At 64.4% G+C, this 25,540-nt stretch carries 23 protein-coding genes; 12 read left to right on the top strand and 11 right to left on the bottom strand.

From position 1 onward, the window contains the following. Positions 1 to 57 precede the first annotated feature (57 nt). Complete coding sequence (locus tag AAFG16_RS25245; protein WP_342729686.1) at positions 58 to 1,698, top strand: serine hydrolase; 1,641 nt, start codon at positions 58 to 60, stop codon at positions 1,696 to 1,698. A gap of 58 nt (positions 1,699 to 1,756) precedes the next feature. Continuing rightward, the gene (locus tag AAFG16_RS25240) at positions 1,757 to 2,716 is read left to right on the top strand and encodes an aminoglycoside phosphotransferase family protein (protein ID WP_342729684.1); all 960 of its coding nucleotides are present in this window, start codon (positions 1,757 to 1,759) and stop codon (positions 2,714 to 2,716) included. Between the two features lie 9 nt (positions 2,717 to 2,725). Here AAFG16_RS25240 and gyrA read toward each other — a convergent pair whose 3' ends face one another. The 3 genes from gyrA to AAFG16_RS25225 all read right to left on the bottom strand — a co-directional run bounded on the left by gyrA (position 2,726) and on the right by AAFG16_RS25225 (position 6,724). Further along, positions 2,726 to 5,464, bottom strand: coding sequence for a DNA gyrase subunit A (gene gyrA / locus AAFG16_RS25235; protein ID WP_342729682.1), 2,739 nt, complete (start codon positions 5,462 to 5,464; stop codon positions 2,726 to 2,728). A 168-nt stretch (positions 5,465 to 5,632) separates the two neighbouring features. Further along, complete coding sequence (locus tag AAFG16_RS25230; protein WP_283079109.1) at positions 5,633 to 6,031, bottom strand: DUF2306 domain-containing protein; 399 nt, start codon at positions 6,029 to 6,031, stop codon at positions 5,633 to 5,635. A 195-nt stretch (positions 6,032 to 6,226) separates the two neighbouring features. Continuing rightward, positions 6,227 to 6,724: a single-stranded DNA-binding protein gene (locus AAFG16_RS25225; RefSeq protein ID WP_027559281.1), complete on the bottom strand. Its 498-nt coding sequence runs from the start codon at positions 6,722 to 6,724 to the stop codon at positions 6,227 to 6,229. 452 nt (positions 6,725 to 7,176) lie between these two features. On the opposite strand from AAFG16_RS25225, the gene AAFG16_RS25220 reads away from it, so the two are divergent. The 6 genes from AAFG16_RS25220 (at position 7,177) to AAFG16_RS25195 (ending at position 14,405) form a co-directional block, all read left to right on the top strand. Continuing rightward, on the top strand, positions 7,177 to 7,944 hold the full coding sequence (locus tag AAFG16_RS25220; RefSeq protein WP_342729676.1) for an outer membrane beta-barrel protein: 768 nt from the start codon (positions 7,177 to 7,179) through the stop codon (positions 7,942 to 7,944). Positions 7,945 to 8,180: 236 nt separating this feature from the next. Continuing rightward, complete coding sequence (locus AAFG16_RS25215) at positions 8,181 to 8,870, top strand: outer membrane protein (protein ID WP_342729674.1); 690 nt, start codon at positions 8,181 to 8,183, stop codon at positions 8,868 to 8,870. 154 nt (positions 8,871 to 9,024) lie between these two features. Continuing rightward, entirely contained in the window at positions 9,025 to 9,780 is a 756-nt protein-coding gene (locus AAFG16_RS25210) for an outer membrane beta-barrel protein (protein ID WP_342729672.1), read from the top strand. A 336-nt stretch (positions 9,781 to 10,116) separates the two neighbouring features. Further along, complete coding sequence (gene uvrA / locus AAFG16_RS25205; protein WP_342729670.1) at positions 10,117 to 13,095, top strand: excinuclease ABC subunit UvrA; 2,979 nt, start codon at positions 10,117 to 10,119, stop codon at positions 13,093 to 13,095. 47 nt (positions 13,096 to 13,142) lie between these two features. Then, positions 13,143 to 13,706, top strand: coding sequence for a DinB family protein (locus AAFG16_RS25200; protein WP_342729668.1), 564 nt, complete (start codon positions 13,143 to 13,145; stop codon positions 13,704 to 13,706). Positions 13,707 to 13,760: 54 nt separating this feature from the next. Next, the gene (locus tag AAFG16_RS25195; protein WP_342729666.1) at positions 13,761 to 14,405 is read left to right on the top strand and encodes an HAD family hydrolase; all 645 of its coding nucleotides are present in this window, start codon (positions 13,761 to 13,763) and stop codon (positions 14,403 to 14,405) included. Between the two features lie 41 nt (positions 14,406 to 14,446). Here AAFG16_RS25195 and AAFG16_RS25190 read toward each other — a convergent pair whose 3' ends face one another. The 3 genes from AAFG16_RS25190 to AAFG16_RS25180 all read right to left on the bottom strand — a co-directional run bounded on the left by AAFG16_RS25190 (position 14,447) and on the right by AAFG16_RS25180 (position 16,295). Further along, positions 14,447 to 14,674, bottom strand: a complete 228-nt coding sequence (locus tag AAFG16_RS25190; RefSeq protein WP_342729664.1) for a hypothetical protein — start codon at positions 14,672 to 14,674, stop codon at positions 14,447 to 14,449. Between the two features lie 98 nt (positions 14,675 to 14,772). Next, entirely contained in the window at positions 14,773 to 15,726 is a 954-nt protein-coding gene (locus tag AAFG16_RS25185; protein ID WP_342729662.1) for a cytochrome D1 domain-containing protein, read from the bottom strand. 2 nt (positions 15,727 to 15,728) lie between these two features. Next, a complete protein-coding gene (locus AAFG16_RS25180; RefSeq protein ID WP_342729660.1) occupies positions 15,729 to 16,295 on the bottom strand; it encodes an SRPBCC family protein in 567 nt (188 codons plus the stop codon). Between the two features lie 1,022 nt (positions 16,296 to 17,317). Here AAFG16_RS25180 and AAFG16_RS25175 point away from each other — a divergent pair. After that, positions 17,318 to 19,381, top strand: a complete 2,064-nt coding sequence (locus AAFG16_RS25175) for a DUF1217 domain-containing protein (protein WP_342729658.1) — start codon at positions 17,318 to 17,320, stop codon at positions 19,379 to 19,381. Positions 19,382 to 19,515: 134 nt separating this feature from the next. Here AAFG16_RS25175 and AAFG16_RS25170 read toward each other — a convergent pair whose 3' ends face one another. The 3 genes from AAFG16_RS25170 to AAFG16_RS25160 form a co-directional block, all read right to left on the bottom strand. Continuing rightward, entirely contained in the window at positions 19,516 to 20,376 is an 861-nt protein-coding gene (locus AAFG16_RS25170) for a DUF296 domain-containing protein (protein ID WP_342729656.1), read from the bottom strand. An 18-nt stretch (positions 20,377 to 20,394) separates the two neighbouring features. Further along, entirely contained in the window at positions 20,395 to 21,993 is a 1,599-nt protein-coding gene (locus AAFG16_RS25165; protein ID WP_342729654.1) for an acyl-CoA synthetase, read from the bottom strand. Between the two features lie 105 nt (positions 21,994 to 22,098). Continuing rightward, the gene (locus tag AAFG16_RS25160) at positions 22,099 to 22,596 is read right to left on the bottom strand and encodes a hypothetical protein (protein ID WP_342729652.1); all 498 of its coding nucleotides are present in this window, start codon (positions 22,594 to 22,596) and stop codon (positions 22,099 to 22,101) included. A gap of 94 nt (positions 22,597 to 22,690) precedes the next feature. Here AAFG16_RS25160 and AAFG16_RS25155 point away from each other — a divergent pair, with 94 nt between their 5' ends. From AAFG16_RS25155 to AAFG16_RS25145, 3 genes are all read left to right on the top strand, one after another. Next, on the top strand, positions 22,691 to 23,050 hold the full coding sequence (locus AAFG16_RS25155) for a hypothetical protein (protein ID WP_342729650.1): 360 nt from the start codon (positions 22,691 to 22,693) through the stop codon (positions 23,048 to 23,050). A gap of 85 nt (positions 23,051 to 23,135) precedes the next feature. Continuing rightward, positions 23,136 to 23,651 (top strand): DUF3828 domain-containing protein, encoded by a 516-nt coding sequence (locus AAFG16_RS25150; protein WP_342729648.1) that lies wholly within the window; start codon positions 23,136 to 23,138, stop codon positions 23,649 to 23,651. An 11-nt stretch (positions 23,652 to 23,662) separates the two neighbouring features. Beyond that, positions 23,663 to 23,938 (top strand): GNAT family N-acetyltransferase, encoded by a 276-nt coding sequence (locus tag AAFG16_RS25145; protein ID WP_342729646.1) that lies wholly within the window; start codon positions 23,663 to 23,665, stop codon positions 23,936 to 23,938. A 46-nt stretch (positions 23,939 to 23,984) separates the two neighbouring features. Here AAFG16_RS25145 and AAFG16_RS25140 read toward each other — a convergent pair whose 3' ends face one another. Both AAFG16_RS25140 and AAFG16_RS25135 read right to left on the bottom strand, forming a co-directional pair. Beyond that, positions 23,985 to 24,383 (bottom strand): SPW repeat protein, encoded by a 399-nt coding sequence (locus AAFG16_RS25140; protein ID WP_283079092.1) that lies wholly within the window; start codon positions 24,381 to 24,383, stop codon positions 23,985 to 23,987. A 200-nt stretch (positions 24,384 to 24,583) separates the two neighbouring features. Next, complete coding sequence (locus tag AAFG16_RS25135) at positions 24,584 to 25,519, bottom strand: tetratricopeptide repeat protein (RefSeq protein WP_342729643.1); 936 nt, start codon at positions 25,517 to 25,519, stop codon at positions 24,584 to 24,586. Between the last annotated feature and the right edge of the window lie 21 nt (positions 25,520 to 25,540).

Below are 25,540 nucleotides of genomic sequence, written 5' to 3'. Positions count from 1 at the left end.
TCGTTCAGGGCCCGATGAACCGGCAGGGTCGCGCCGAACGACGGATTGCGAGAGACGATGAGAGCGCTGCTCTTTCTTGTTTCGACCATCATGCTCTACGCGACGCCTGGCCTTGCCATCAGCAATGACGATGTGCGCGCGGCGCTCGAGCTGCGTTTCAAGGGCGACCGCACCGGCGCCTGCATCGCAGCCGGGGTGATCGACGCCGGCACGATCGCGACAGCCTATTACTGCGCCGACCCGAGTTCACAGCGTCCCTACGACGACCACACTGCCTTCGAGATCGGCTCGATCAGCAAGACGATGACGGCGGCGCTGCTCGCTGAGCTCATCGCGCGCGGTGAAGTCGCCCTCAGCGATCCCATCGCCAGGCTGCTGCCGCCGGGGACGCACGTACCCGCGTTCAACGGCCACGACATCACCATCGGACAAATCGTGACGCATATGTCTGGCCTGCCGGGCATTCCAGCGCACTATCGCCCGCCCGACATCAACAATCCCTATGCCGCCGTAACCGAGCGCGACTTGCTCGACGCCTTGGCCGAAACCAAGCTGACACGCGAGCCCGGCGCGAAGTGGGAATATTCGAATTTTGCCATGATGATGTTGTCCTACGCGCTCGCCAAGCGCGCAGGCAAGGACTCCGAGACGCTCCTTCACGAACGTCTGCTCGTTCCGCTCGGCATGACCGAGACCTATGTGGCCCACCGCCCTGCGCAGGTTCGCGCCGCTCAGGGGCACCTCCCGAACACAACGCCCACCAGTCCCTGGGATTTTCCGCCTGACATGGCCGGGGTCGGGGGCGTTCGCGCGACGTTGCCGGACATGCTCCGGTACCTCGAGGGCCAGCTGGGCACGCGTGAGAGCACGATTACGCCTGCCTTGGCCCAAACCCAGGCGCAGATCGCAGACGTCGACGGACACAGGATGGGCATGAACTGGAGCCTGTTCACCCGAAACGGGCGGACCATCATCGTGCACGAAGGTGGCACCGGCGGCTTCTCGTCCTACGCAGGAGTCGATCGCGCGACCAAACGGGCCGTTGTTCTGCTCTGCGATACCGCATTGACGTCCACCGGCGGCCTGGGACAGCTCGGGACGCATCTGCTCGATCCGTCGGCGTCGGCCGGCGCACCGCGCGTGGTCGCCACAGCGGACGCCAAATTGATCGACGCACTCGTTGGCAAATATCGCCTCAAGGGCGGGCTCGGCATGGAATTGCGCCACAAGGGCAGCAGCTTGACCATCCAGGCGGATGGACAGCCGGAATTCGAGATGGGCTACGACAGCGCCGGCGACTTCTATCCGCGCGAATTCGATGCCCTGCTGCGGCCCAAGCGCAAGGCGGACGGCACCTATACCTTCACCTGGTTTCAACTTGGGGGCGTCGCCGACGCCGAGCAAATCGGCACCCGTCCGGCTGCGGCCAAATGGTCGCCCTCCGAAGACCAGCTCAAGGACTATATCGGCAACTATCCACTGACACCCGGTTTCGCGCTCCGGATTTTCTCCACCGACACAAAGCTATTCGTGCAAGGCACCAATCAGCGGCCGCTCGAACTCGCATCCGTCGAACGGGATGTCTTTGTGGCCGAATCCGTTGCCGCCGAAATCGATTTCGAGCGTGACGCCAACGACAAGGTCGTCGCGCTGACGTTGAAACAGCGAGGACAGGTCCTCAAAGGCGAACGTCGCTAGGTTTGCGTCGATCGTCCAGTGGCAGGCGACCGCCTCGGGCGGCTCGGAGAGAATACCCATGACTGGCGACACGCCTCTGCGTCTGAAACCCCGGCTGACGATCTCGGTCGATCAGGCGCAATCGATCATCCGCCGGATGTCTCCGCGCGCCTCGGTGCGCGGCGTCACCGAGCTGCACGGCGGCGAGATCAGCACCGTCCTCGAGCTAACGCTCGCGGATGCGCCCGCCTGCATCCTCAAGGTCTATCCGGAATCGCTACAGTGGAAGATGGCGAAGGAGGTCTACGTGCTGGGTCTCCTGCGGGGGGTCGGCGCGGCCATTCCAAAAATCCTGCTCGCCGACGACACGCGAACGGCGATCGACCTGAACTATCTGCTCATGACCCGGCTCGACGGCACGGTACTCGGCCGACGCGAGGCGACACTGTCGGAGACCCAGCTGTTTGCGGTCTATGCCGAGATGGGCGCGGCGCTGCGCCGGATCAACGACGTCACCCTCGATAGCTTTGGCTATATCGGCCCCAACGGCGTCTGGACGGCGCATCCGAGCAACCATGCCTACATGTCCGCGCAATTCGAGAGGAAGCTGACGGAATTCTGCACACGCGGCGGTGATCCCGCACTAGCGGCGCGCTTGCGCGATAGCGTCACGGCACGGCAGCATTTGTTCGAGGCAGCGTCTCACCCTCGCCTGTGCCACTACGATTTCCATGCCGGCAACGTGCTGGTGACGCCGGAAGACGAGCCGCATCTGACGGGCATCGTCGACTTTGAGAATGCAACATCGGGCGATCCGCTGATGGATATCGCGAAAGCGCTGTACTATTTCACGCCGAAGGATGCGCCGAAGCGCGACGGCTTGCTCGCCGGCTATGGCACGATCGCGCGCCCCGACTGGCAGCAGACGCTCGACCTTTACCGCATGTATTGCACGCTGGAGCTCTGGTGCTGGATGGCACAGATCGGCAAGCACGAGGCCCTTGCCGATCTCACGAGAGAGCTTGCGAACACCGCCTAGAACGGGGCCTTACGCCCCGTTGCCGTTCTCGCCATTCCCGCTCTCGGCCTCTTCCGTGATGTGCTCGACCGAGACGACGTGCTCGTCCTCGGCGGTGTCGAACACGATGACGCCCTGGGTCGAGCGGCCGGCGATGCGGATGCCTTCGACCGGGCAGCGGATCAGCTGGCCCTTGTCGGTGACGAGCATGATCTGGTCGGCATCCTCCACGGGGAAGGACGCGACGAGGTTGCCGTTGCGGTTGTTGACGCTCATGGCGACGATGCCTTTGCCGCCGCGCCCCGTCGTGCGGTACTCGTAGGACGAGGTCCGCTTGCCGTAGCCGTTCACGGAGACGGTGAGCACGACCTGCTCGGCCGCCGACATCTCGACATAGCGCTCCTGCGGAAGCTGGAAGCTGCCGGAGGTCTCCTCGGCCTCGGCATCGGCCGGCGCCTCGTCAGCCGCGGCTTCGCCGGCGACCGCGCGGCGCATCTTCAGGTAAGCCGAGCGCTCGTCGGAGGTGGTCTCGACATGGCGCAGGATCGCCAGCGAGATCACCTTGTCGCCCTCGCCAAGTGCAATGCCGCGCACGCCCATCGAGGTGCGCCCGGTGAACACGCGCACATCGGGAACCGGGAAGCGGATGCACTGGCCGCCGGCAGCGGTCAGCAGCACGTCGTCGCGCTCGGTGCAGATCTGGACGTCGACGATCGCTTCGCCGTCATCGAGCTTCATGGCGATGATGCCGGAGCGGCGGACGTCGACGAAGTCGGACAGCTTGTTGCGCCGGACATTGCCGCCGGTCGTGGCGAACATCACGTCCAGCTGGGCCCAGGTGGATTCATCCTCCGGCAGCGGCATGATGGTGGTGATGCGCTCGCCCTGCTCCAGCGGCAGGATGTTGATCAGCGCCTTGCCGCGCGCGTTTGGCGCGGCCATCGGCAGCCGCCAGACCTTCTCCTTGTAGACCTGGCCGCGAGACGAGAAGAACAGCACCGGCGTATGCGTGGAGGCCACGAACAGGCGGCTTACGAAGTCCTCGTCGCGGGTCTGCATGCCGGCGCGGCCCTTGCCGCCGCGGCGCTGCGCCCGATAGGCCGACAGCGGCACGCGCTTGACATAGCCGGCGTGCGAGACGGTCACGACCATGTCCTCGCGCTGGATCAGGTCCTCGTCCTCGACCTCGCCTTCCTGCTCCATGATCACGGTGCGGCGCGGGGTGGCGAACTCGGCCTTCACCTCGGCGAGCTCGGTCTTGATGATGTCGAGGATGCGGGCGCGCGAGCGCAGAATCGCGAGATAGTCCTCGATCTCGCCGGCGAGCTTGGCCAGCTCTTCGCCGATCTCGTCGCGGCCGAGTGCGGTGAGGCGCGCCAGCCGCAGCTCGAGGATCGCCCTCGCCTGCTCCAGCGACAGGCGGATGGTGCCGTCCTCGTTGATGCGATGGCGGGGATCGTCGATCAGCGTGATGATGTCCTCGACGTCGCGCGCGGGCCAGTCGCGCGTCATCAGGGTCTCGCGCGCGGCAGCCGGCGTTGGCGAATGCCGGATCACGCGGATGATCTCGTCGATATTGGCGACCGCAATCGCAAGGCCGACCTGCTCATGCGCGCGCTCGCGCGCCTTGCGCAGCTTGTACTTGGTGCGGCGGGTGACGACCTGCTCGCGGAAGCCGACGAAGATCGTCAGCATATCCTTCAGGTTCATCGTCTGCGGACGGCCGCTATCGAGCGCAACAGCGTTGACGCCGAAGCTCGTCTGCAGCGGCGTGAACTTGTAGAGCTGGTTCAGCACCACGTCGGGCACGGCGTCGCGCTTGAGCTCGACGACGACGCGGTAGCCGTCGCGGTCGGATTCGTCGCGCAGATCGGAGATGCCCTCGATCTTCTTTTCCTTGTAGAGCTCGGCGATGCGCTCGACCATCGTCGCCTTGTTCACCTGATACGGGATCTCGGTGATGACGATCGCCTCGCGTTCTTTGCGGATGGTCTCGAAGGTGACCTTGCCGCGCATCACGATCGAGCCGCGGCCGAGATGATAGGCGCTGCGGATGCCCTGGCGTCCGAGGATGATGCCGCCGGTCGGGAAATCCGGGCCCGGGATGATGTTGTTGAGCTCGTCGATGGTCAGGGACGGATTGTCGATCAGCGCCACGCAGGCGTCGATCACCTCGCCGAGATTGTGCGGCGGGATGTTGGTGGCCATGCCGACCGCGATACCGCCGGCGCCGTTGACGAGCAGGTTCGGGAACCGCGCCGGCAGAACCACCGGCTCGCGCTCGGAGCCGTCATAGTTGTCCTGGAAATCGACCGTGTCGTCGTCGATGTCCTCGAGCAGTTTCAGAGCGATCTTGGTCAGGCGGGATTCGGTGTAGCGCATCGCCGCCGGCGGATCGCCGTCGACCGAGCCGAAATTGCCCTGTCCGTCGATCAGGGGCGCGCGCATCGAGAAGTCCTGCGCCATGCGCACCAACGCGTCGTAGATCGCCTGGTCGCCATGGGGGTGGTACTTACCCATGACCTCACCGACGGCACCGGCGGACTTCTTGTGCTTCTTGTCCGGGGTGTCGCCGCGATTGTTCATCGCGAAGAGGATGCGGCGATGGACCGGCTTCAACCCGTCGCGCGCATCGGGGAGCGCACGCGACACGATCACGCTCATGGCGTAATCGAGGTAGGACTTCTTCATCTCCTCGTAGATCGAGACGGGGCGAATGTCCGAGGGTTGCGCCGGCTGGTCGCCGGGCTTGTTGTCGTCGTCAGCCAAGGGGAAATCCGGTGAGGTTTTATCTGGGAATCATATAGCGCATCGACGCCCCGATAACCACCCTTGCAAGGGTTAGGAAAGCGCTTTTTCCGACTGTTTTTCCAGAGACTTACGCCCTTCCCGGCATGGCCTAGGACGGCGCCGGAATGAGCGGGGTGGAACCGCCCCTTAAGCCCCGAAAATCACCCGGTGCATGATGCGCCCGGGCACCAGGGTGAACAGGCCCGCGATCACCAGCGCGCCGGCGAAAATGAAGATCATCATTCGCCGGTGATCGGCGACGCGATGGGTGTGCGCCCGCCAAACCGCGAGCGGCAGCACGACGAGCGTGAAGATCGACAAGAGATGGATCGGGCTGAACGGCCCGACCAGACGGATCTGGTGGATCCAGAACGACGACGCCGCCACTACGGTCATCAGCACCACCCAGATCCAGCCGAACGTCCGGTGCGGCAACGTTCCCTTGGGCGCGGCGAACTGGACGAGGCCGAGCACGAAGGCGGCCATCGCGGCGAAAGCATGCAGCGGGATCGCTGGAGCGGCCTCAAGCAGCGGCGCAAGGCTCATGCGGAGCATCCTCCGGCGGAACAGCTATGTAAACAGGATTAACATCAAGTTAATACCATTCACATCGCCACCGGTCAAAGGCTTGAGGCAGCACCTGAGGCGAGCCCGGAAAAACCGAGCTTTGCCCGTCAATTGGTAAGGAATCCTGTCACTTTACGCGAGCGGCCGGCGTTCGCGGCGAGACGCCCGTGAGCCTCAGAACGGGATATCGTCGTCCATGTCGCTGTTGCGGCCACCGCCGCCGGCGGCCACGGGACGGCGCGGTGCGCTGCTGACGGGACCCGAGGAGCCGAAATCGCCGCCCGGCTCGTCGCCGAAGCTGCCGCCTCCTCCGCCGCCGCCGCGGCCGTCGAGCATCGTCAGCGTCGAGTTGAAGCCCTGCAGCACGACCTCGGTGGAGTACTTCTCGGCGCCGCTCTGGTCGGTCCATTTGCGGGTCTGGAGCGCGCCCTCGATGTAAACCTTGGCGCCCTTCTTCAGATACTGCTCGGCGACCTTGCAGAGACCTTCATTGAAGATCACGACGCGGTGCCACTCGGTCTTTTCCTTGCGCTCGCCGCTGTTCTTGTCGCGCCAGGTCTCCGAGGTGGCGATGCTCAAATTCGCGATCGGCCGCCCGTCCTGGGTGCGGCGGATTTCAGGATCCTTGCCGAGATTTCCAACCAGAATGACCTTGTTGACGCTTCCCGCCATCGCCGCTCTCCACTCCAAATGCCACTGAATTTCAAAAGGCCGAACCCGCGCGCCGCGAAGCTCCGCCGCCCCGTTGAGCCGACCCTATACGCTCGCGCGAGGCGATCAGTCCGTCACCCCCGGGGTTATCCCCACATATAGCATCCGCCCTCAACTTGTTCCAGATTTGTTCTTATGCAGGCCACAGTGAACGCGTGGCAGGAGCGCGCTGAGATGGCGTCAAAAATCGCGAAGGTCGAATGGAACTTTTTCGAGTTCCCGGTAACGGGCAAAAGCGGTTAACATTCATCAAGTTAGAAGCGCTTCATAAGGTCTCTGGCTGTTGCATTTCGGAGACGGACTCTGCCTCCCCGTTAAGCTACGCTCGCCTTGGAATTGAGTTCATATGGGCGTCGCGCCTGATCAACCGCTTCGGGGACTTCAAAGAAGCGGACGAAACTGGGGAGACTGCAATGAATAAGATTTTGATTGGTGCAATCGGTGCCATGGCGTTGAGCCTGTCGGCTCCCGCAAGCGCGGCGGATCTCGCAGCGCGTCCCTACACGAAGGCCCCGCCGCCGGTCGTGGCGACCGTTTACGACTGGAGCGGCTTCTACATCGGCATCAACGGCGGCGGCGGCTCGGCCCGCAAGTGCTGGGACTTCGTCGGCGTTGGCGGCGCTCTCTTCGGCGAGGGCTGCCATAGTGCGACCGGCGGGACGGCCGGTGGCCAGATCGGCTATCGCTGGCAGTCGGCCAACTGGGTGTTCGGACTGGAAGGCCAGGGCAACTGGGCGGATTTCTCCGGCGACAACATCAGTGCGGTCAGCGGCCTGCGCGATCGCTCCAAGATCGACGCCTTCGGCCTGATCACCGGCCAGATGGGCTATGCCTGGAATAACGTGCTGTTCTACGTGAAGGGCGGCGGCGCGGTCGTCAGCGATCGCTATCGCAGCTACGATGTCCCGACCGGTCTCGAATTCGACCGGGCCAGCGAGACCCGCTGGGGTGGCGCCGTGGGGGCCGGCGTCGAGTTCGGATTCGCGCCGAACTGGACCGTCGGCTTCGAGTACGATCACCTCTTCCTCGGCACCCGTACCATCGGCTTCAGCGGCTCCGGCAACTTCTTCCTCGGCCCGCTTGGCGTCGCTACACGCTCTGATCGCATCAGCCAGGACGTCGATATCGGCCTCATCCGCGTGAACTACCGCTGGGGTGGCCCGGTCATCGGGCGATACTGATATCCATCTGATATCATTTAGAGATCAAAGGCCGGCCTCGCGCCGGCCTTTTTTGCTGGGTGCACGCGACGCGACAATGTGTCAGCAATCGTTACGTTTTGTGACTGTTGTGGCTTTTGAGAGACACAACTTGCGGATTTGGTGGTGTAAGCACGCCGCCAGTTGGACCACGGCGTCCGATACCCTTCTGCGCGCGGAAGGCAACAACAGAAACTGGGACTGGGATTTTGGTTGAAATGAAGAAAGTTTTGTTGGCTTCGGCCTGTTTGTTCGCTCTCGCTGCCCCCGCGTCGGCGGCTGATCTCGCGGCCCGCCCCTACACCAAGGCTCCGGTGGCTGTGGCCTCGGTCTACAACTGGACCGGCTTCTACCTCGGTATCGTCGGCGGCGGCGCCTGGGAAAACGGCTCGGGCGACCCAAAGATGAAGGGTGGCTTCGTCGGCGGCACCGCCGGCTACAACTGGCAGACCGGCAACGTCGTGTTCGGCGTTGAAGCCGACGGCGCCTGGGCTGACGTCAGCGCCTCGGCCGCTGGTACGGTTTTCGTCGCCGGCGTCGGTGGCATCCCCGCCTCGCTGAGCTCCAAGACCGACGCGATGGGCACCGTGCGCGGCCGCATCGGCTGGGCCGTCAACAACGTCCTGTTCTATGGCACCGGTGGTTACGCCTGGATCGACAACAAGCTCACCGCCAGCCTGGGTGCCCTCTCGGTCTCCGACAGCAAGTTCCACTCCGGCTGGACCGTCGGTGCGGGTGTCGAGGCGTTCTTCGCTCCGCAGTGGTCGGTCAAGGGCGAGTACCTCTATCGCAGCCTCGGCGGCGAGACCTACTTCTCGGGCATCGTGCCCACGGGCACGCTCAACCTTCATACCGTCCAGGTCGGCGTGAACTATCACTTCGGCGGCCCGGTCGTCGCGAAGTACTGAGCTTCGTCTCACGACCGACGTCACATCGTCACGGAAGGCCGGCCTCGCGCCGGCCTTTTTGTTTTCGCGCGACCTCGCGCCCAACCGTCATGGAATCGAGAGTGCGGTGTGCATAGCGCGCCGCTGATTGGCTCTGGTCCGTTGGGGAATTGACATGAAGACGTTGGTGCTAGCCTCGGTCAGCTTGCTCGCGCTCGGCGCGCTCGCACCGGCCGGTGCTGCCGATCTGCCGCTGTACAAGGCGCCGGCGGCGCCCGTGCTCGCCTATGACTGGACCGGCGCCTATGTCGGCATCAATGGCGGCGGCGGCCTCGCCCATTCCTGCTGGGGCATCTCCAATGCGGGCCGCGTCGCGGTCGACCCGCCGATCGGCGAAGGCTGTCACAACGCGAGCGGCGGCACCGTCGGCGGCCAGATCGGCTATCGCTGGCAGAAGGGCCACTGGGTTCTCGGTGTGGAAGGCCAGGGCAACTGGGCCGACTTCAAGGGCAGCAATGTCAGCGTGGTGCTGGCGCCGCTGACCAACCAGACCAAGATCAACAGCTTCGGCCTGTTCACCGGTCAGCTCGGCTACGCCGTGAACAGCCTGCTGTTCTACGGCAAGGCCGGCGCGGCGGTGGCCCACGACCAGTACGATACTTTCGTTCCGGGCGCGGGCGCGCCAGCATTCAACAGTGTCAACCAGACCCGCTGGGGCTACTCCGCCGGCTTCGGCATCGAGTACGGATTTACCGAAAATTGGACGGTCGGCGGCGAATACAACCACATCTTCCTCGGCCACCATGGCGCCGCTTTCGCCACGCTGGTCGGCGGCCTGGCGGCGCACACCGACCGGATCGGCCAGGACATCGATATCGGCCTGATCCGCGTCAACTACCGCTGGGGCGGTCCGGTCGTCGCCAAATACTGAGGCAGGCCCGCAGGAACTCCCCAATACTCCAAGTCCGAATTCCGAGTCCGACACTGCCAGTCCTGCTCCAGCGCGGATTCCCCAGCTCCGCACTCAACCGCGAACGAAGGGCCGGCCTCGCGCCGGCCCTTCGCCTGTTCCGGAGGCCCTTGCTCCTGCCAGATGCCGCCAGCGCGCAAACAATCCGTTGACGATTCGCAAAGTCCACTGGAAATCCGCTCTCGTTCTTCCTACGTTCGCTGCCATACCCATCGGCGCCGATCCCGGTTCCGGGCGAAGCGCGCCTCCAGCGTTGGCGCGGTCGCGCACCCATGGGATTCCTTGAGGGCAACTCGGATGGATGAAGTGATCAAGGCGAAGCGCCAACAACAGAACGCGGGCTCGAGCCTGCGCGCAATTACGATCCGTGGCGCGCGCGAGCACAACCTCAAGAACATCGACGTCGAGATTCCCCGCGACAAGCTCGTGGTGTTCACGGGCCTCTCCGGCTCCGGCAAATCCTCGCTCGCCTTCGACACCATCTATGCCGAGGGCCAGCGGCGCTACGTCGAGTCGCTCTCGGCCTATGCCCGCCAGTTCCTGGAGATGATGCAGAAGCCTGACGTCGACCAGATCGACGGCCTGTCGCCGGCGATCTCGATCGAGCAGAAGACGACCTCGAAGAATCCGCGCTCGACCGTCGGCACCGTCACCGAGATCTACGACTACATGCGCCTGCTCTGGGCGCGCGTCGGCGTGCCCTATTCGCCGGCCACGGGCCTGCCGATCGAGAGCCAGACCGTCTCGCAGATGGTCGACCGCGTGCTGGCGCTGCCGGAAGGCACCCGCCTCTATCTGCTCGCCCCAGTCGTGCGCGGCCGCAAGGGCGAGTACCGCAAGGAGCTCGCCGAATGGCTCAAGAAGGGCTTTCAGCGCGTCAAGATCGACGGCACCTTCTACGAGCTGGCCGAAGCCCCTAGCCTCGACAAGAAATTCCCGCACGACATCGACGTCGTGGTCGACCGCATCGTGGTCCGCGCCGACATCGGCCAGCGCCTCGCTGAAAGCTTCGAGACCGCGCTGAAGCTCGCCGAGGGCCTCGCCGTCGTCGAGTTCGCCGACGCGCCCGCAGCGGCCGCGCCCGCGGAGGAGAAGAAGAAGACCGCAAAGATCCACGACAAGAGCGGCCCCGAGCGCATCCTGTTCTCGGAAAAGTTCGCCTGCCCCGTCTCCGGCTTCACCATCCCCGAGATCGAGCCGCGCCTGTTCTCGTTCAACAATCCCTATGGCGCCTGCCCGGCCTGCGGCGGCCTCGGCGTCGAGCAGCATGTCGACGAGGACCTCGTCATCCCCGACAAGGAGCTCGCCATCGGCAAGGGCGCGATCGCGCCCTGGGCTAAGTCGTCGTCACCCTACTACACGCAGACGCTGACCGCGCTCGGCAAGCACTACAAGTTCACGCTGACCACCAAATGGAAGGATCTGCCGAAGAAGACGCAGAACGCGATCCTCCACGGCTCCGGCGAGGACGAGATCAAGTTCTCCTACGAGGATGGCGTCCGTTCCTACGACACCAAGAAGCCGTTCGAGGGCGTGATCACCAACATCAACCGCCGCTATCGGGAAACCGAGAGCGAGTGGGCGCGCGAGGAGCTCGCAAAGTATTTCCACGACGTGCCCTGCGGCGCCTGCAACGGTTTCCGGCTCAAACCCGAGGCGCTCTGCGTCAAGGTCGGGGCTAAGCATATCGGCGAGATCTCGGAGCTGTCGGTCAAGAAGGCCGGAGATTGGTTCGAGACCGTGCCGGACGCGCTGAACGCGCAGCAGAAGGAGATCGCCGGCCGCATCCTCAAGGAGATCCGCGAGCGCCTCACCTTCCTGCTCGACGTCGGCCTCAACTACCTCACTCTGTCCCGCTCCTCCGGCACGCTGTCCGGCGGCGAGAGCCAGCGCATCCGCCTGGCCTCGCAGATCGGCTCGGGCCTGACGGGCGTGCTCTACGTGCTGGACGAGCCCTCGATCGGCCTGCACCAGCGCGACAACGCGCGCCTGCTCGATACTCTCAAGAGGCTTCGCGACCTCGGCAACACCGTGGTCGTGGTCGAGCATGACGAGGACGCCATTCGCCTCGCCGACTACGTGCTCGACATCGGCCCCGGCGCCGGCATGCATGGCGGCCACATCGTCGCCGAAGGCACGCCCGCCGAGATCATGCGCAACCCGAAATCACTGACCGGCAAGTACCTCACCGGCGAGCTCGAGGTCGAGGTGCCGGAGCGGCGTCCGCCCAACCACCGCCGGACCATCAAGGTGGTGAACGCGCGCGGCAATAACCTCAAGAACGTCACCGCCGAGATTCCGCTCGGCCTGTTCACCTGCGTCACCGGCGTCTCCGGCGGCGGCAAGTCGACGCTGCTGATCGACACGCTCTACCGCGCCATCGCCCGCAAGCTGAACAATGCCAGCGAGGGCGCGGCGCCGCACGACCGCATCGAGGGCCTCGAGCACATCGACAAGATCATCGACATCGACCAGTCGCCGATCGGCCGCACCCCGCGCTCGAACCCGGCGACCTATACCGGCGCCTTCACGCCGATCCGCGAATGGTTCGCCGGCCTCCCCGAAGCGAAAGCGCGCGGCTATGAACCCGGCCGCTTCTCCTTCAACGTCAAGGGCGGCCGCTGCGAGGCCTGCCAGGGCGACGGCGTCATCAAGATCGAGATGCACTTCCTGCCCGACGTCTACGTCACCTGCGACGTCTGCAAGGGCAAGCGCTACAACCGCGAGACGCTGGAGGTCCTGTTCAAGGGCAAGTCCATCGCCGACGTGCTCGACATGACCGTCGAGGAAGCCGCCGAGTTCTTCAAGGCGGTGCCGCGCGTGCGCGAGACCTTCCAGACCCTGCACCGCGTCGGCCTCGACTACATCCATGTCGGCCAGCAGGCCACGACGCTCTCCGGCGGCGAAGCCCAGCGCGTCAAGCTGGCAAAGGAGCTGTCAAAGCGCGCCACCGGCCGCACGCTCTACATCCTGGACGAGCCGACCACCGGCCTGCACTTCCACGACGTCAAGAAGCTGCTGGAGGTGCTGCACGAGCTGGTCGCGCAGGGCAACACGGTCGTGGTGATCGAGCACAATCTCGAGGTCATCAAGACCGCCGACTGGGTCATCGACCTCGGCCCCGAAGGCGGCGACGGCGGCGGCGAGATCGTGGCCTGGGGTCCGCCGGAGGATATCGCCAAGGCGCCGCGGAGCTACACGGGGAAGTTCCTGGAGCCGGTGCTGAAGAAGGCACGGAAGCCGAAGCGAAGGAGCACGAGCGAGGCGGCGGAGTAAGCGAACCGAGCGAAATCCGCCGACGATTGGTCCAAGGGAGATCAAGCTTGTCCGCTGGCTTTGTGCAAACCTACCGCGCCTTCGCCCACAACAATGCCTGGGCGAACCACCGGCTGCTGACTGCCTGCACCGCTTTGAGCCAGGGCGATTTTGAAGCCGAGCGAACCGGCTTTTTCCCGAGCCTGCAGCGCACGCTGAACCATATCTATGTCATCGACCTCTTCTATGTCGATGCGCTGGAGGGTGGATGGCTCGGACCTGCGGCCTGGAAGAACGAAGTCCCGTACCCAACGCTGGCCGCGTTGAAGCCCGCCCAAGCCGCGATCGACAGGCGGTTGATCGCAGTCTGCGATGCGCTGACGGCCGACCTTCTCGACGGGGTCGTCAGGATCAACCGCGATTCGCGGATTCAGACCGAACGCCGCGATCGGCTGCTCATGCATCTCTTTCAGCATCAGATCCATCATCGCGGGCAGGCGAACGCCATGCTGTCCGCAACGGCCGTCGCACCGCCTCAACTCGATGAATTCTTCGCGGAGGGAGAAGCACCGCTCCGGGCCGCCGAGTTTGCCGACCTCGGCTGGACCGAGAGCACCGTTTGGATATCATAGGGGATGAACCGGACAGCGTTCGCCTGCCCTTGATACCCGTCGTCAGCTCCCCCGATGCCTCCCTACGCCCTCGCCATCTTCGACCTCGACGGCACGCTCGTCGACAGCTTCCCCTGGTTCCTGCGCACCATCAACGACGTCGCCGATCGCTTCGGCTTTCGCCGCGTCGCCGATGAGGACGTCGAGGGGCTGCGGCATGCCTCGTCACGGGAGATCCTCGCCCGGCTCGAGGTGCCCTTGTGGAAGCTGCCGGCGATCGCGCGGCATGCGCGGCGGCTTAAGGCGGAGGCGGCTAGCGAGATTCCGCTGTTTGCAGGCGTCGAGGCGATGCTGCGGACGCTGACCGAGAACGGCGTGCAGCTCGCGCTGGTGACCTCCGACAGCGAAGCCAATGCGCGCGAAAAGCTCGGCGATGCCGCCGCGCTGTTTGCGCATTACGACTGCGCGGCGTCGCTGTTCGGCAAGCCCGCGAAATTCCGCCGGGTCATCCGCCGCGCCGGCGTGGAGCCGGGCCGTGTCATCGCGATCGGCGACGAGGTCCGCGACATCGAGGCGGCGCGCGCGGTGGGAATTACCTGCGGTGCGGTGAACTGGGGCTACGCGGCACCGGCGGCGCTGCGGGCCCACGGGCCGGATTATACGTTTGAGCGGATGGATGAGATTGCGTCGGCGCTATGCCGGACTCGTAGGGTGGGTTAGCACGCGGCTCCGCTTCGCGCAGCCCCAAGTCTAACCCCACCCTACGAACCGCCGCGCGGCGGCTCGTGCTTCTCCAGCGACAGCGCGATCCGTTCCAGAAAGCCGTTCATCCGCCGGGTCTCGGCGACCTGCTGCTCGTAGAGCTCGATCATGGTCACGCCCGACTTGCCGCGTGCCTGCATTCCGGCTCGCCGCGAGAACCAGAACCACAGCCCGATCAGCAGCAGGAACGGCAGCCACGACACCGCAAGCTCAGCCCATTTGTCCATCGCAAAATCTCCACGTCCGCCCGCCCGGCGCTCATCGATCCTGGAGAGCATCTGTCGGCTCAGCGCAACATCCGGTTCGATGCAATGCCGTAGACGCCCTACTCCGTCTTCCGCAAAAACGCCCCGAACGCCCGCGGCCCGTCGCCGGTCTTGACCTCGCCGATCACCTTCAGCTCAGCCGCGTCAATGATGCTTAGCGTGTTGCTCTCCCAGCAGGCGACGATGACGCGCTTGCCGTCGGCGGTCGCGTTGATGCCCTCGGGATAGTCGCCGACATTGATGCGCTTGACCGGCTTCAAACTCGCGAGATCGAACACGCTGACGGTGCCGCCATATTGGTCGGTGACGAAGCCGCGCCCAAGCGTCAGCGCGACCGCGTAGGGGCGCATCCCGACCGGCACGCGGGCGATCTCACGCCCCTCAGCGATGTCGATCACGGAGACGTCGTCGGAGCCGACATTGGCGGTGTAGGCGCGCTTGCCCTCGGCATCGATGGTCACGCCGAATGGACGGGTGCCAACCTTGATGCTCGCCTTGCGCTCGCCCGTCGCGGTAGCCACGACCGAAACGCTGTCGTCGTCACGGTCTGCCGAGAGCAGCAGCTTGCCGTCGGGCGTCACCGCGAGCCCCGAGGGCGAAGCGCCGACCGAGATGCTGGCGGTGAGGCGCCGCGAGGCCGCATCGATCACCCGCACCGCCGCCGCATACCAGTCGGCGACATAGACGGTGCGGCCGTCGGGCGCCACCGCAATGCCGAGCGGGCCGCCGCCGACCTCGATGCGGGCAGCAACCTGCCGCGTTGCGGCGTCGACCACCGTCACCGCCTTGGCGTCGGGGCTCGTGACATAGGCAAAGCGCCCGTCCGGGCTGACGGCGATGCCGGCCGGCTTGCCGCCGATCGGGATGGTCGCAACGCTGCGTGATGTCGCGAGGTCCACGACCATCAGATCGTCGCTGAGCTGGTTGGTGACGAACGCCTCTTCGGCGGACGCGCAGCCGAGACCCACGATGCAGATACTGGCGGCGAGTGCCGCCAGAACCAGGGTGCGCACGCTCAGCTTCCGCTCTCGATCTTCTTCTTCAGCGCCTCGAGGCCGGTCTTGTAGAGGCCGCTCACCGCGGTCTTGGCGGCTTCGTCGCTCAGCTCTGGCGGCGGATCGTTGTTGGGATAGCCGCGGTAGAACGCACCAGCCCATTCCAGCGTCGAACCCTTGCCGTCGGCGCCGGGCGTGACCGTCAACGTCGAGGAATAATTGGTCACCGGCAGCACCTTCACGTCAACGGTGGTGATCCGGTAGGAATAGGTCATCGCGGCCGCGTCGAACTTGTAGAGCTCCTCGTCAACCGTGGCGCCGCCGGCCAGCGTCAGCTTCCGCGTCGCGCCGATCTCGTTGCCCTTGTCGCCCTCGGTTTTGGTCACGGGCGGAAGCCAGCTCATGTCCTGGAAATTGCCGATCACCGCCCACACCTTGGCCGGGGCCGCGTTGATCTCGATGGATTCCCGCACCTTCTGCCGGGTCGGCCCGTGGGCCCAGACCGGCTCGAGCGCAGCCGTCAGAGCCATCCCCGCCACCGCCAGCGCCGCCACCCCGGCGATCGCCGTTCCGCTTCTCGTCCTCATACCGTTTCCTCACTCTTCATCTGCGCGACTTGAGGCGCGCTGAGGCCATGGTAGCGCATTTTTGGACCGTGGCGAGACCGGTTCGCGGCACGGCTGTGGCGGAGGCGCTCGCCCATCCACACCATCCGTTGCGTTGCCCGACAGGCAACACACGCAAGAGCAGGGTCAATGTATCGGCGCGAAAACAATTCGCTTTACGCGAATTCGGAAGTACCGCATATATTTCGGCCATCCCAGCCCGGGGCCGAGGGGCGTATCGCGATCGTCACGACATGCGGGGTGGGACGTGGTGGGCGCAGGCGGCGTCGGCGCGAAGGCGGTTTGCAGGGCGGGTCACACCGGGAGCAACGGCTAGCGCGCACACGACCGGTGCAGCCTGCGTACGGCAAAATCGTGTGGTCCTGGCGCCCGGGGGTCTGTGCGCCAAATCTTGCGGTGATGCGTGGTGCCCGACCGGGTCCGCGCGTCAGCCATCCGCAAGGCGACGGGGGCAATAGTGCATCGCTCCCCGGGGAGAGCGCGACATAAGCCGTCAAACTACTGCGCAGGGAAGGCCGGATGTTTGGCTTCACCTGTATGCCGCTGTGCATCATCTTCCAGCGCATTTCGCGCACAGCGGACCGTGGGTGCCCAGCCGGCACCCGGCCTTCCCTGCGCCCTCGGCATTTTTGGGGGCGGCCGCAAAGCTCGGGCACGACGTGCCGCGAGAATGCGAAAGTGTATCCGCGAGTTTAAATGCCAAATGAAGACAAAGCATGTCACCTCAGTCCGTCTACGGAGAGCGCTCGACCGGAACATAACGGGAACGCAACCCTCGCGAAAGCTGCATCTGAGAAACATTTAGAAATAAACAGAAATCGACCCGGCAAGCGTTACTGGGCACGAACTAACACTTGAGATTGCAGGCCAGCAACGCCCCGAGACGACGTAAAACAGTTTGCTGGCATGAGGCCGGCTCCCACCTCGCGACCCCGGCAATGATTGACGGACGTCCGGGACACTAAAGCCGCGAGGAATGCGCGATGGTCACAACCTATTTCAGCTACAGCTACATCACGCGCAATCTCAAGCAGTCGCTGACGCGGGTCGAACAGCAAACGGACGTCGCGCGGGAGGCCGCCTATTACAAGGCCAACATCGGCAAGGTGAAGACCGTCGACGATTTCATGAAGGACTATCGCCTCTATCCTTATGCGATGAAGGCATATGGCCTGGAGGACATGGCCTACGCCAAGGCTTTCATGAAAAAGGTGCTGGAGAGCGATCTCAACGACTCCAAGAGCTTCGTCAACAAGCTGGTCGACAAGCGCTACCGGGAGTTTGCCGCGGCATTTTCCTTCAACGGCGCGGCAACGCCGGTCGCGCAATCGGACGATCAGACCGACGAGATGATCGGTCTGTACACGGCGACCAAGAAGAGCCAGGTCGACGCGCTTGCCGACGACACGAAATACTACAACGCCAAAATCGGCAACATCACCAGTGCAGACCAGCTCCTGAACGACGATCGTCTTCGCAACTACGTCTATTCGGCGTTCGGGATCGATGAAAGCAAGTGGCCGCGTGACACGATAAGCCAGGTCCTGCGCAGCGATCCATCCGATCCCAACAGCTACGTCAACACCACCTTCGCATCTCAACTAACTGGCCTCAACGCCCAGCTCGCTCAAGCCAAATCGGACGTGAGCGCCACCAATACGAAGATCGCCGACTACACTGCCCAACTCTCGCAGCCGGGCGCAGACGTGTCCCAGTTGAAGGTCCAGATCCTGGTCGAGAAATATCACCTGGAATCATACACGAAGAGCGTATCCGACCTCGGCGACCAGATCGCGACGATCGGCAACTTCGTAGACCTGGCCGGCGCGTTCGAGTTTTCGCCTGACGGGTCGCTTCCGTCAGGTGCGTCCGCCCAGACTGCCGCAAACGTCACGCTCACGACAAAGGCGTTCGACGACAGCAAGTCCGCGGTCTATGCGGCGGCAAGCCCGCTGAACGAAGCTTTCGCCATCAGGCAATTCAGGACGGCCGTCCTCACCATCAATTCGCTCCAGACGTTCGTATCGACTCCAGCGGTGTATGACTTCGCGCTGGGCGCCGTCGGGCTCGATCCCGCAGAGGTCTCGCAGGACACCGTCAAGAAGGTGCTCGAAAGCGACCTCAGCGATCCCAAGAGCTACGTCTATACGCTCAAGGACAATCGCTACGTCGAGCTTGCGCGCGCCTTCAACTTCGACGCAAAGGGCAACCTGACGACGCCCCTGGTGGCTCAGGACCCGGCTGAAGTCCTCGATATTGCGAGGGACTACGTCATTCAAGCGGTGAAGCAGGCTAGCCCCGATCAGCAGAAGGCCGTTCGGGCACAAGCCCAGAAAGACGCGACGTCCTATCAGGAAGCCATCGCTGGCATCGACAGCGTTTCCGAGCTGCTTGATAACCGGAAGATGGTCGATTTCATTCTCGCCGCAAAAGGCCTGGATCCCAAGAAGGTCAGCACCGAATATCTCAAGAAGATCTTCGCCTCCGATCTGAACAATCCAAAGAGCTTCGCCAACACCGAGAAGGATCCTCGCTTCGCTGAAATCGTGGCATCGTTCAATTTCGACAGCAAAGGCAACGTCGCGCGCCTGCCGATGATGGGCCCCCAGAAGCGGGATCAATTCCGGGAAACACAGGCGAACTATCTTCAGCAAAGCCTGGAGCAGCAGCAGGGTGAGACGAATCCCGGCGTGCGCCTCGCGCTCTATTTCCAGCGCAAGGCGGGCGAAATCACCTCCGCATACGACATCCTCGCCGACAAGGCTCTCTCGGAGGTGTTCAGGACCACCTTCGATCTGCCGGACTCGATGGCAGCGATGCCGATCGATCAGCAGGCCAAGTTCGTGGACAGATTCATGAAGATCACGGATCTGTCCGATCCCACCAAGGTTGCAAAGCTGTTGAACCGTTTCTCCGCGATGTATGACATCAGAAACAGCCAGAGCACCGGTCAGGCTCAATCTCCTCTGCTCAACCTCTTTCAGGGATCGAACTCGGGGTTGAGCGACTCGACGTACCTGGCCATTGCCAAGCTACGTTCGCACTGATGATCGCTCGGCGATCCTAAAGCGCGATGAGATCAGTCATCGCGCTTCAGCTTGTTGTTTGCGCATGATCTCCGCGCAAACGCGTTCCGCGTTTGTCGCGAGGGAAAACCCTGCGCACTTTTCCGGATCATGCTTTAGCCCAGAACCTCGAGCACCAGCTCCATGGTCATCAGCACGGGATTGTCGCCACGGATCAAGCGGCCCTCCGCGATGCCGCCGGTGTAGTCGATCAGGGCAATGTCGAGCGCCGCTTCGGGTGCGCCCGACGCGCCCGGCGCAATCGTACCCGCCGTCACCGCCAGCTCCGTCGCGAACGGCTGGGTCACGCCGCCATGGGTGAAGCGCGCGCCGATGGTGGAGCCGACGCCGCCGTGAATCTTCGCGCGGGCGATGCCGTGCGCGCGGCAGAAGCCTTCGAGGCAGCCGGCAAAATCCTGGTTAGGCCGCAGCCGCAAGGCGAAGGCGCGGCTCGTCGTGCCCGCGTCGGTACTTGTGGAGACCACCGGTCCGAACAGCCTAAAGTTGGTCTCCGGATCGACCTCGGCCGTGAACGCTGCGCCATCGAGGCCGAACGCCTCGACCTCGAACGGCTCGGCGACAATGGTCTCGTCCGGCATCATGTGGCCGCCGCTCGCCTTGTCGTCCGCCTCGGTCCACAGGCCGTGGCAATGGAAGAACGGCGCGCCGTCGCGCGTGCCGAGCGTCATGCTGCCGAGCCTGGTGCGCGCCACGCCGCCGGGCCGAAATGTATCGCTGTAGAACGCTGCGTTCTCGCCGCTCTTCGACAGCGCCGGCATGACATAGGCGAACGGGCCGAGCGCGCCGCGGCCGAAATTCAGCACGCCACCGGCAAATCCCTCCGCGGCAAAGCCGCGGCGCGCGGCTTCAAGCAACGGCAGGCCGGCTTGAAGCGTAAACGAAAAGGCACGCCCCCTCGCCTCCACCCACTGGATGCGTTCGGGAAACGGCGCGCCCGGCTGCTTGATACTCCTCATCCCCTACGCTCAGCCCGCCTAGGTCTTGTCGAGGTCGAGCAACCCACGCGCCTCGAGCTCGTCGCGCACCATGCGCTTCGGCACCTTGCCATAGCCGGACTTCGGCAACGCCTCCCAGAAGAAGAAGCGCTTCGGCATCTTGTAGCGCGGGACCTTCGGCGACAGGAACGCCGCCATCTCGGCTTCGCTCACCGGCTTCGCGCCTTCACGCGGGACGCAGACGGCGACGCCGACCTCGCCCCAGGTCGCATCGGGCACGCCGAGCACGGCGACCTCGCCAACGGCGGGGTGCGTCAAGATCTTCTCCTCGATCTCGCGCGGATAGATGTTGGATCCGCCGGAGATGTACATGTCGGAGGCGCGGCCGGTGATGTAGATAAAGCCTTCCTCGTCCATGTGGCCGAGATCGCCGGTGCGGAACCAGCCGTTGCGGAACGCCTTCGCATTGGCCTCGGGGTTGTCGTAGTAGCCGGCGAGCACCGCAGGCCCGATCACGCAGATCTCGCCGCCCTGGTTGGCTGCGAGCTCGCGGCCCTCGTCGTCCTGGATCGAGACCTGCATGGCCGTGCGTTCGAAGCCGCAGGTGCCGATCTTCGCATATGGGCCGTCCTCTGGATCGTGCAGTGCCGCCGGCAGAACCGTGATGTTGCCGGTGACCTCGCCCAATCCAAAATACTGCACGATGACCTTGCCGAGCTTCCTCAGCGCCATCTTCTGATCCTCGCGATACATCGGCGCGCCGGCATAGATCACGTGGCGCAGCGAGGAATGATCGTATTTGTCGACGGCGGGGTGCTCGACCATCATCTTCAAAATGGTCGGCACGGTGAAGAGATTGGCGACCCGATGCTTCTCGATCAGGCGGAAGGCCTCGTCGATGTCGAACCTCTCGGTCGGCAGCAGCACGGTGCACACGCCACGCGCGGTCTGCACCAGCTGATGCACGCCGGCACCATGCGACAGCGGCGCCACCACCAGCGAGGCATCTGCTTCGGTGACGCCAGGGGTGAGATCGGCGAGATGATTGGTGACGACAAAACCCATCTGGCCGTGGGTCAGCACCGCCGCCTTGGAACGGCCGGTGGTGCCGGAGGTGAAGAAGAACCAGCAGGGATCGTCGTGCTCGACCGCGACATTCTCGACCGCGTTACCCGCCTTCGACGCGACGGCCTCCGCGACCGACGTCTCGCCGAACGACGCCTTGCCGTCGACGCTCCAGGTGAATTCCAGCGCGCCCCCCTTCACCGCAGCGGCATGCTCGGGAAAATCGGCATGGCACAAAAATGCCTTCGCGCCGGAGGCCTCGGCGAGGTAGCTGACCTCGTCCGGCATCAGGCGGAAATTGGTGGGGACCCAGACGGCACCGAGCCGGAACGCGGCGAACATCGAGAAGAACATCTCGCCGCCATTCTTGGAATGGACGAGGATGCGGTCGCCCTTGGCAATGCCGCGCGCAGCGAGCGCTGCGGCCAGCGCGGAGACCTGCGCATCGATCTCGCGCCAGGTCCAGGATCTGTCCCCCCAGACGAAACCGGGACGCGATCCATGCCGCCGGGCATTCTGGGTCAGCATGTAAGCGAGATTCATGACGCGGCGGGACATGCGCAGGGGCTGCATCGGGCTTCCTCTTCGAGTGCGGTCGGCGCGCAAGCCGCCCGCTCATCAGAGCCCATTTATCGCCATCGTCGGCGCCGCCGCAAGACCATCGGCCGCGCGCCTGCCCTACGGCTGCTTGAATGCGAACGGCGTCGCCGTGATCGCCCTCTCCTTGACGCAGGCCTGCGCGCCAAAACCGCCGCAATAGCTGCCGTGCAGATCGAACCGGATGGTGCGCGCGGCGGCGCGCTTCATCGGCGGTGCCAGGATCTTGTAGCTGCGGACATAGCCGTCGAACACCTGGCGCACGCTGCCATCCGGCAGCGTCACCAGGATGGTCATGACGCAGCCGCCGGTTCCACAATAGTTGGTCTCGCGGTCGCCGCATTTGGTGTCGCGGAAATCGACGATGTAGTCCTCACGGCCATCGCCCGTCAGATCGACCTTGCGCACGGTATCCGGGGCGAAGGTCACGGCGCCGCCATCCTGGCCGCTGCATTCCTCGTTAGCATAATGCAGCGCCTTCTGCACGGCGGGCGGATAGTCCGAGGGATTGAACGGCTTCGCGTCGTCAGCGCGCGCAACGGAGGCGACGAGAACGAGCAGGAGGATGAGATAGCGCATGCGCGTTTGTCGGTGGTGCGGGCACGATCGTTCAGGGAATTTTAAACATGATCAGCGCAACCTCGCTCAGTTCTCGCGTACAGAGTGCCGCATCATGGTCAAAGCGCCCGCCCTCCTCCTGCTGTCGCTGGCGCTTGCCGGATGTGCCGTCGCCCCGCAAGCCCATCTCGCACCCGACCCCGCCTTCAAGCCCGCGCGCTACGCCTGGGACGGCGCCGGCGCAGATCCCAACCAGCCGCGTTCTGCGTCATTGCGTGCAACGCGCGCCGCCAGCTCCGAGCGCACCAGATCGCAAGCCGGGCTTCAGCCCTATTCCAGGGAATGGTGGCAGGCGCAGGACGGCATCGAGGCCGAGCAGGACGCCAAGGTCAACCGCTCCCTCGTCATCTGCCAGGGCTGCCTCCGCCAACAGCCGCAGCCGGAAGTCTCCAGGCTCGCCAAGGCGAGTGATTGAACCGAACAGCCGCTCCATCGGTCTACAGAGATACGCGCCGGCCACTCCGGCCTGTTGTCGCGCGCCATCATCTCAGGGACATTTCATGCTCACCCGTCGGACCTTCGTCGCCGCCTCTCTGCTTGCCGGAATCGCCCCGGCCTTCGCCGAAACCCCGGCTCCCCGCGATCCCGTCGCCATCCTGACCGCGATCTATACCCGCGCCGCCAAGGGCAAGGGCGACGGTGGCGCCGCCTTCGTCATCGAGAACAAGGCGGCGAAGTCAAAATACCTCTCCAAATCGCTGGTCGCGCTGTGGGCCAAGGCGGATGCGCACACGCCGAAGGGTGACGTCGGGCCGGTCGACTTCGATCCCGTCACCAATTCGCAGGAACCGGACGTGAAGTCGTTCAAGGTTGACGCTGAGAAGATGGAGGCCGACAAGGCGACGGTCGCGGTGACCATCACCGGCCACCGCAACGACCGGAAACCGGCCGACCAGATCGTGCGTTACGACTTCGTGCGTGAGGCCACTAGCTGGAAGATCGACGACATCAGGGGCTCCTCCGACGGCGAAGCCTGGTCGATCCGCAAGATGCTGACGGACTCGCTGAAGAGCTGACCGGAGACGACATGAGCGACGTCATCAACAACAAGGCCCATCACCGCTATGAGCTCGAGGTGGAGGGCCATCTCGCGACGGAGCATTACAAGCTCGATGACGATGTCATCACCTTCGAGCATACGGACGTGCCGAAGGAGCTCGGCGGCAAGGGCGTCGGCTCAAGGTTGGTGCAAGGCGCGCTCGACCAGGTCCGCGCGGCCGGATTGAAGCTGATCCCGCAATGCCCGTTCGTGAAGGCGTGGATCGAGAAGCACCCGGAGTATCAGGACCTGGTGAAGCGATGAGCGCACGGGCCGCTCGTAGCCGCGCGGGCCCGCCGACATCTGCGGCCTATTGCCCGTGCTTGAGCAGGTCCTGATCAGTCAGATCCCAGTCCTGCCACAGCAGCAGCACGCCGAGCAGCACCGCAACCGCGCCGAGGCTGGTGTGGTAGATGCGCAGGAACCCTTCAGCGGAATAGCCGAGGAAATAGGGCGAGGCGATGAGCCACAATCCGAGCAGGATCGTTGCCACCTCCTGCCAGCGTTGCAGCGCGACATATTCGAGCTGACTGATGCCAAACACGATCAGGCCGACTGCGACCGCGTTCAGGATGACCATTGAGTCTCCGGCGAGCCCGGGCTGATCCTGGATGGGAAACCACGGCGAGACGACGATCAGTGCGCCCAGCACCATCCCGCACCAGTCTTCCCATGTTCGATGAGTATTCAAGAAACCAAAGTCCGACATCGTACCCTCCCACAACAGAGGCATACGTCTGCGGCTGGCGATCATGACACACCGAATATCTAGCGACCCTGCCTGCCGCATTCGGGCGTATGTCCTGCAAAAGACGTGGGAGCCGCCGGCGACCGCGCAAGAGCGGCTGCGAGGATTATTTCGATGGCCGCCGCGATCTTCGCAGGTCGCCAACTCATATCGCACTGCGGCTACAGCGCCCCGAGCCTCTGCAGCGCCTCGCGCGCGACCGGCAGGCCGGGCTTCAATCCCAACGCCTTCCTGAAGTCGGCGATCGCGCCCTGCTTGTCGCCGAGCCGAAGCCTGGCCTGGCCGCGATTGTTCCAGGAGAACACGTCGGAGGGATCGTATTGCAGCGCCTTGTCGTAGTCGGCAAGACCGCCCTTGTTGTCGCCCTGGTAGAGCCGGATCATGCCGCGATTGCGCCAGCCGCGCGCGTCGGTCGGCGCGATGCGGATCGCCTCGCCATAATCGGCGGCGGCGCGGTCGAGCTGTTCGCTGTCGCGATAGACGTTGCCGCGGTCGATATAGGCGAGCAGGCTGGGCGCAAGCTTGATCCGCATGGTGTAGTCGGTGAGCGCATGCGCCATGTCGTGCCTGCGATAGTACACCAGGGCGCGATTGGTGTAGGCCGTGGCATAGTTCGGATCGCGCTTGATCGCGGCGTCGAAGTCGGCAAAGGCGCCATCGAGATCACCCTTGTTGTAGCGGGATTCGCCGCGGTTGCTGTAGGCCAGCGCCAGCGAGGGATCGAGCCTGATGGCCTGGTCGTAATCGGCGATGGCGCGATCATAGTCGCGCTTGAAGCTGTAGACACGGCCGCGATTGTTGAAGGCGCAGGCATAGTCGGGAGCGAGCCGGACCGCCTCGTCGAGATCCGACAGCGCCGCGTCGAGCTCGCGCTCCTCGGTGAGACCATGGCCGCGATTGCAATAGGCGCCCGCCAGCCGGTGGCCGCTCTCGCTCCTGGTCTCGATTACGGTCGAGCAGGCCTTGACCCGCTCCTCCGGCGTGCTGGTCGGCCCGACGCATGCGTCCCAGACCGGACCGCCTTCGGCCGCAGCCGGCAGCGGCGCCGTCGAAAGCAAGACAGCGAGCAGCGCGGGAAAGCTGAGTGCGACACGCATTTCGAGATATCTCCCCTGCGG

Source organism: Bradyrhizobium sp. B117, from assembly GCF_038969555.1.
GTDB lineage: Bacteria > Pseudomonadota > Alphaproteobacteria > Rhizobiales > Xanthobacteraceae > Bradyrhizobium.
This window is presented reverse-complemented; position numbering and strand designations above follow the sequence as displayed.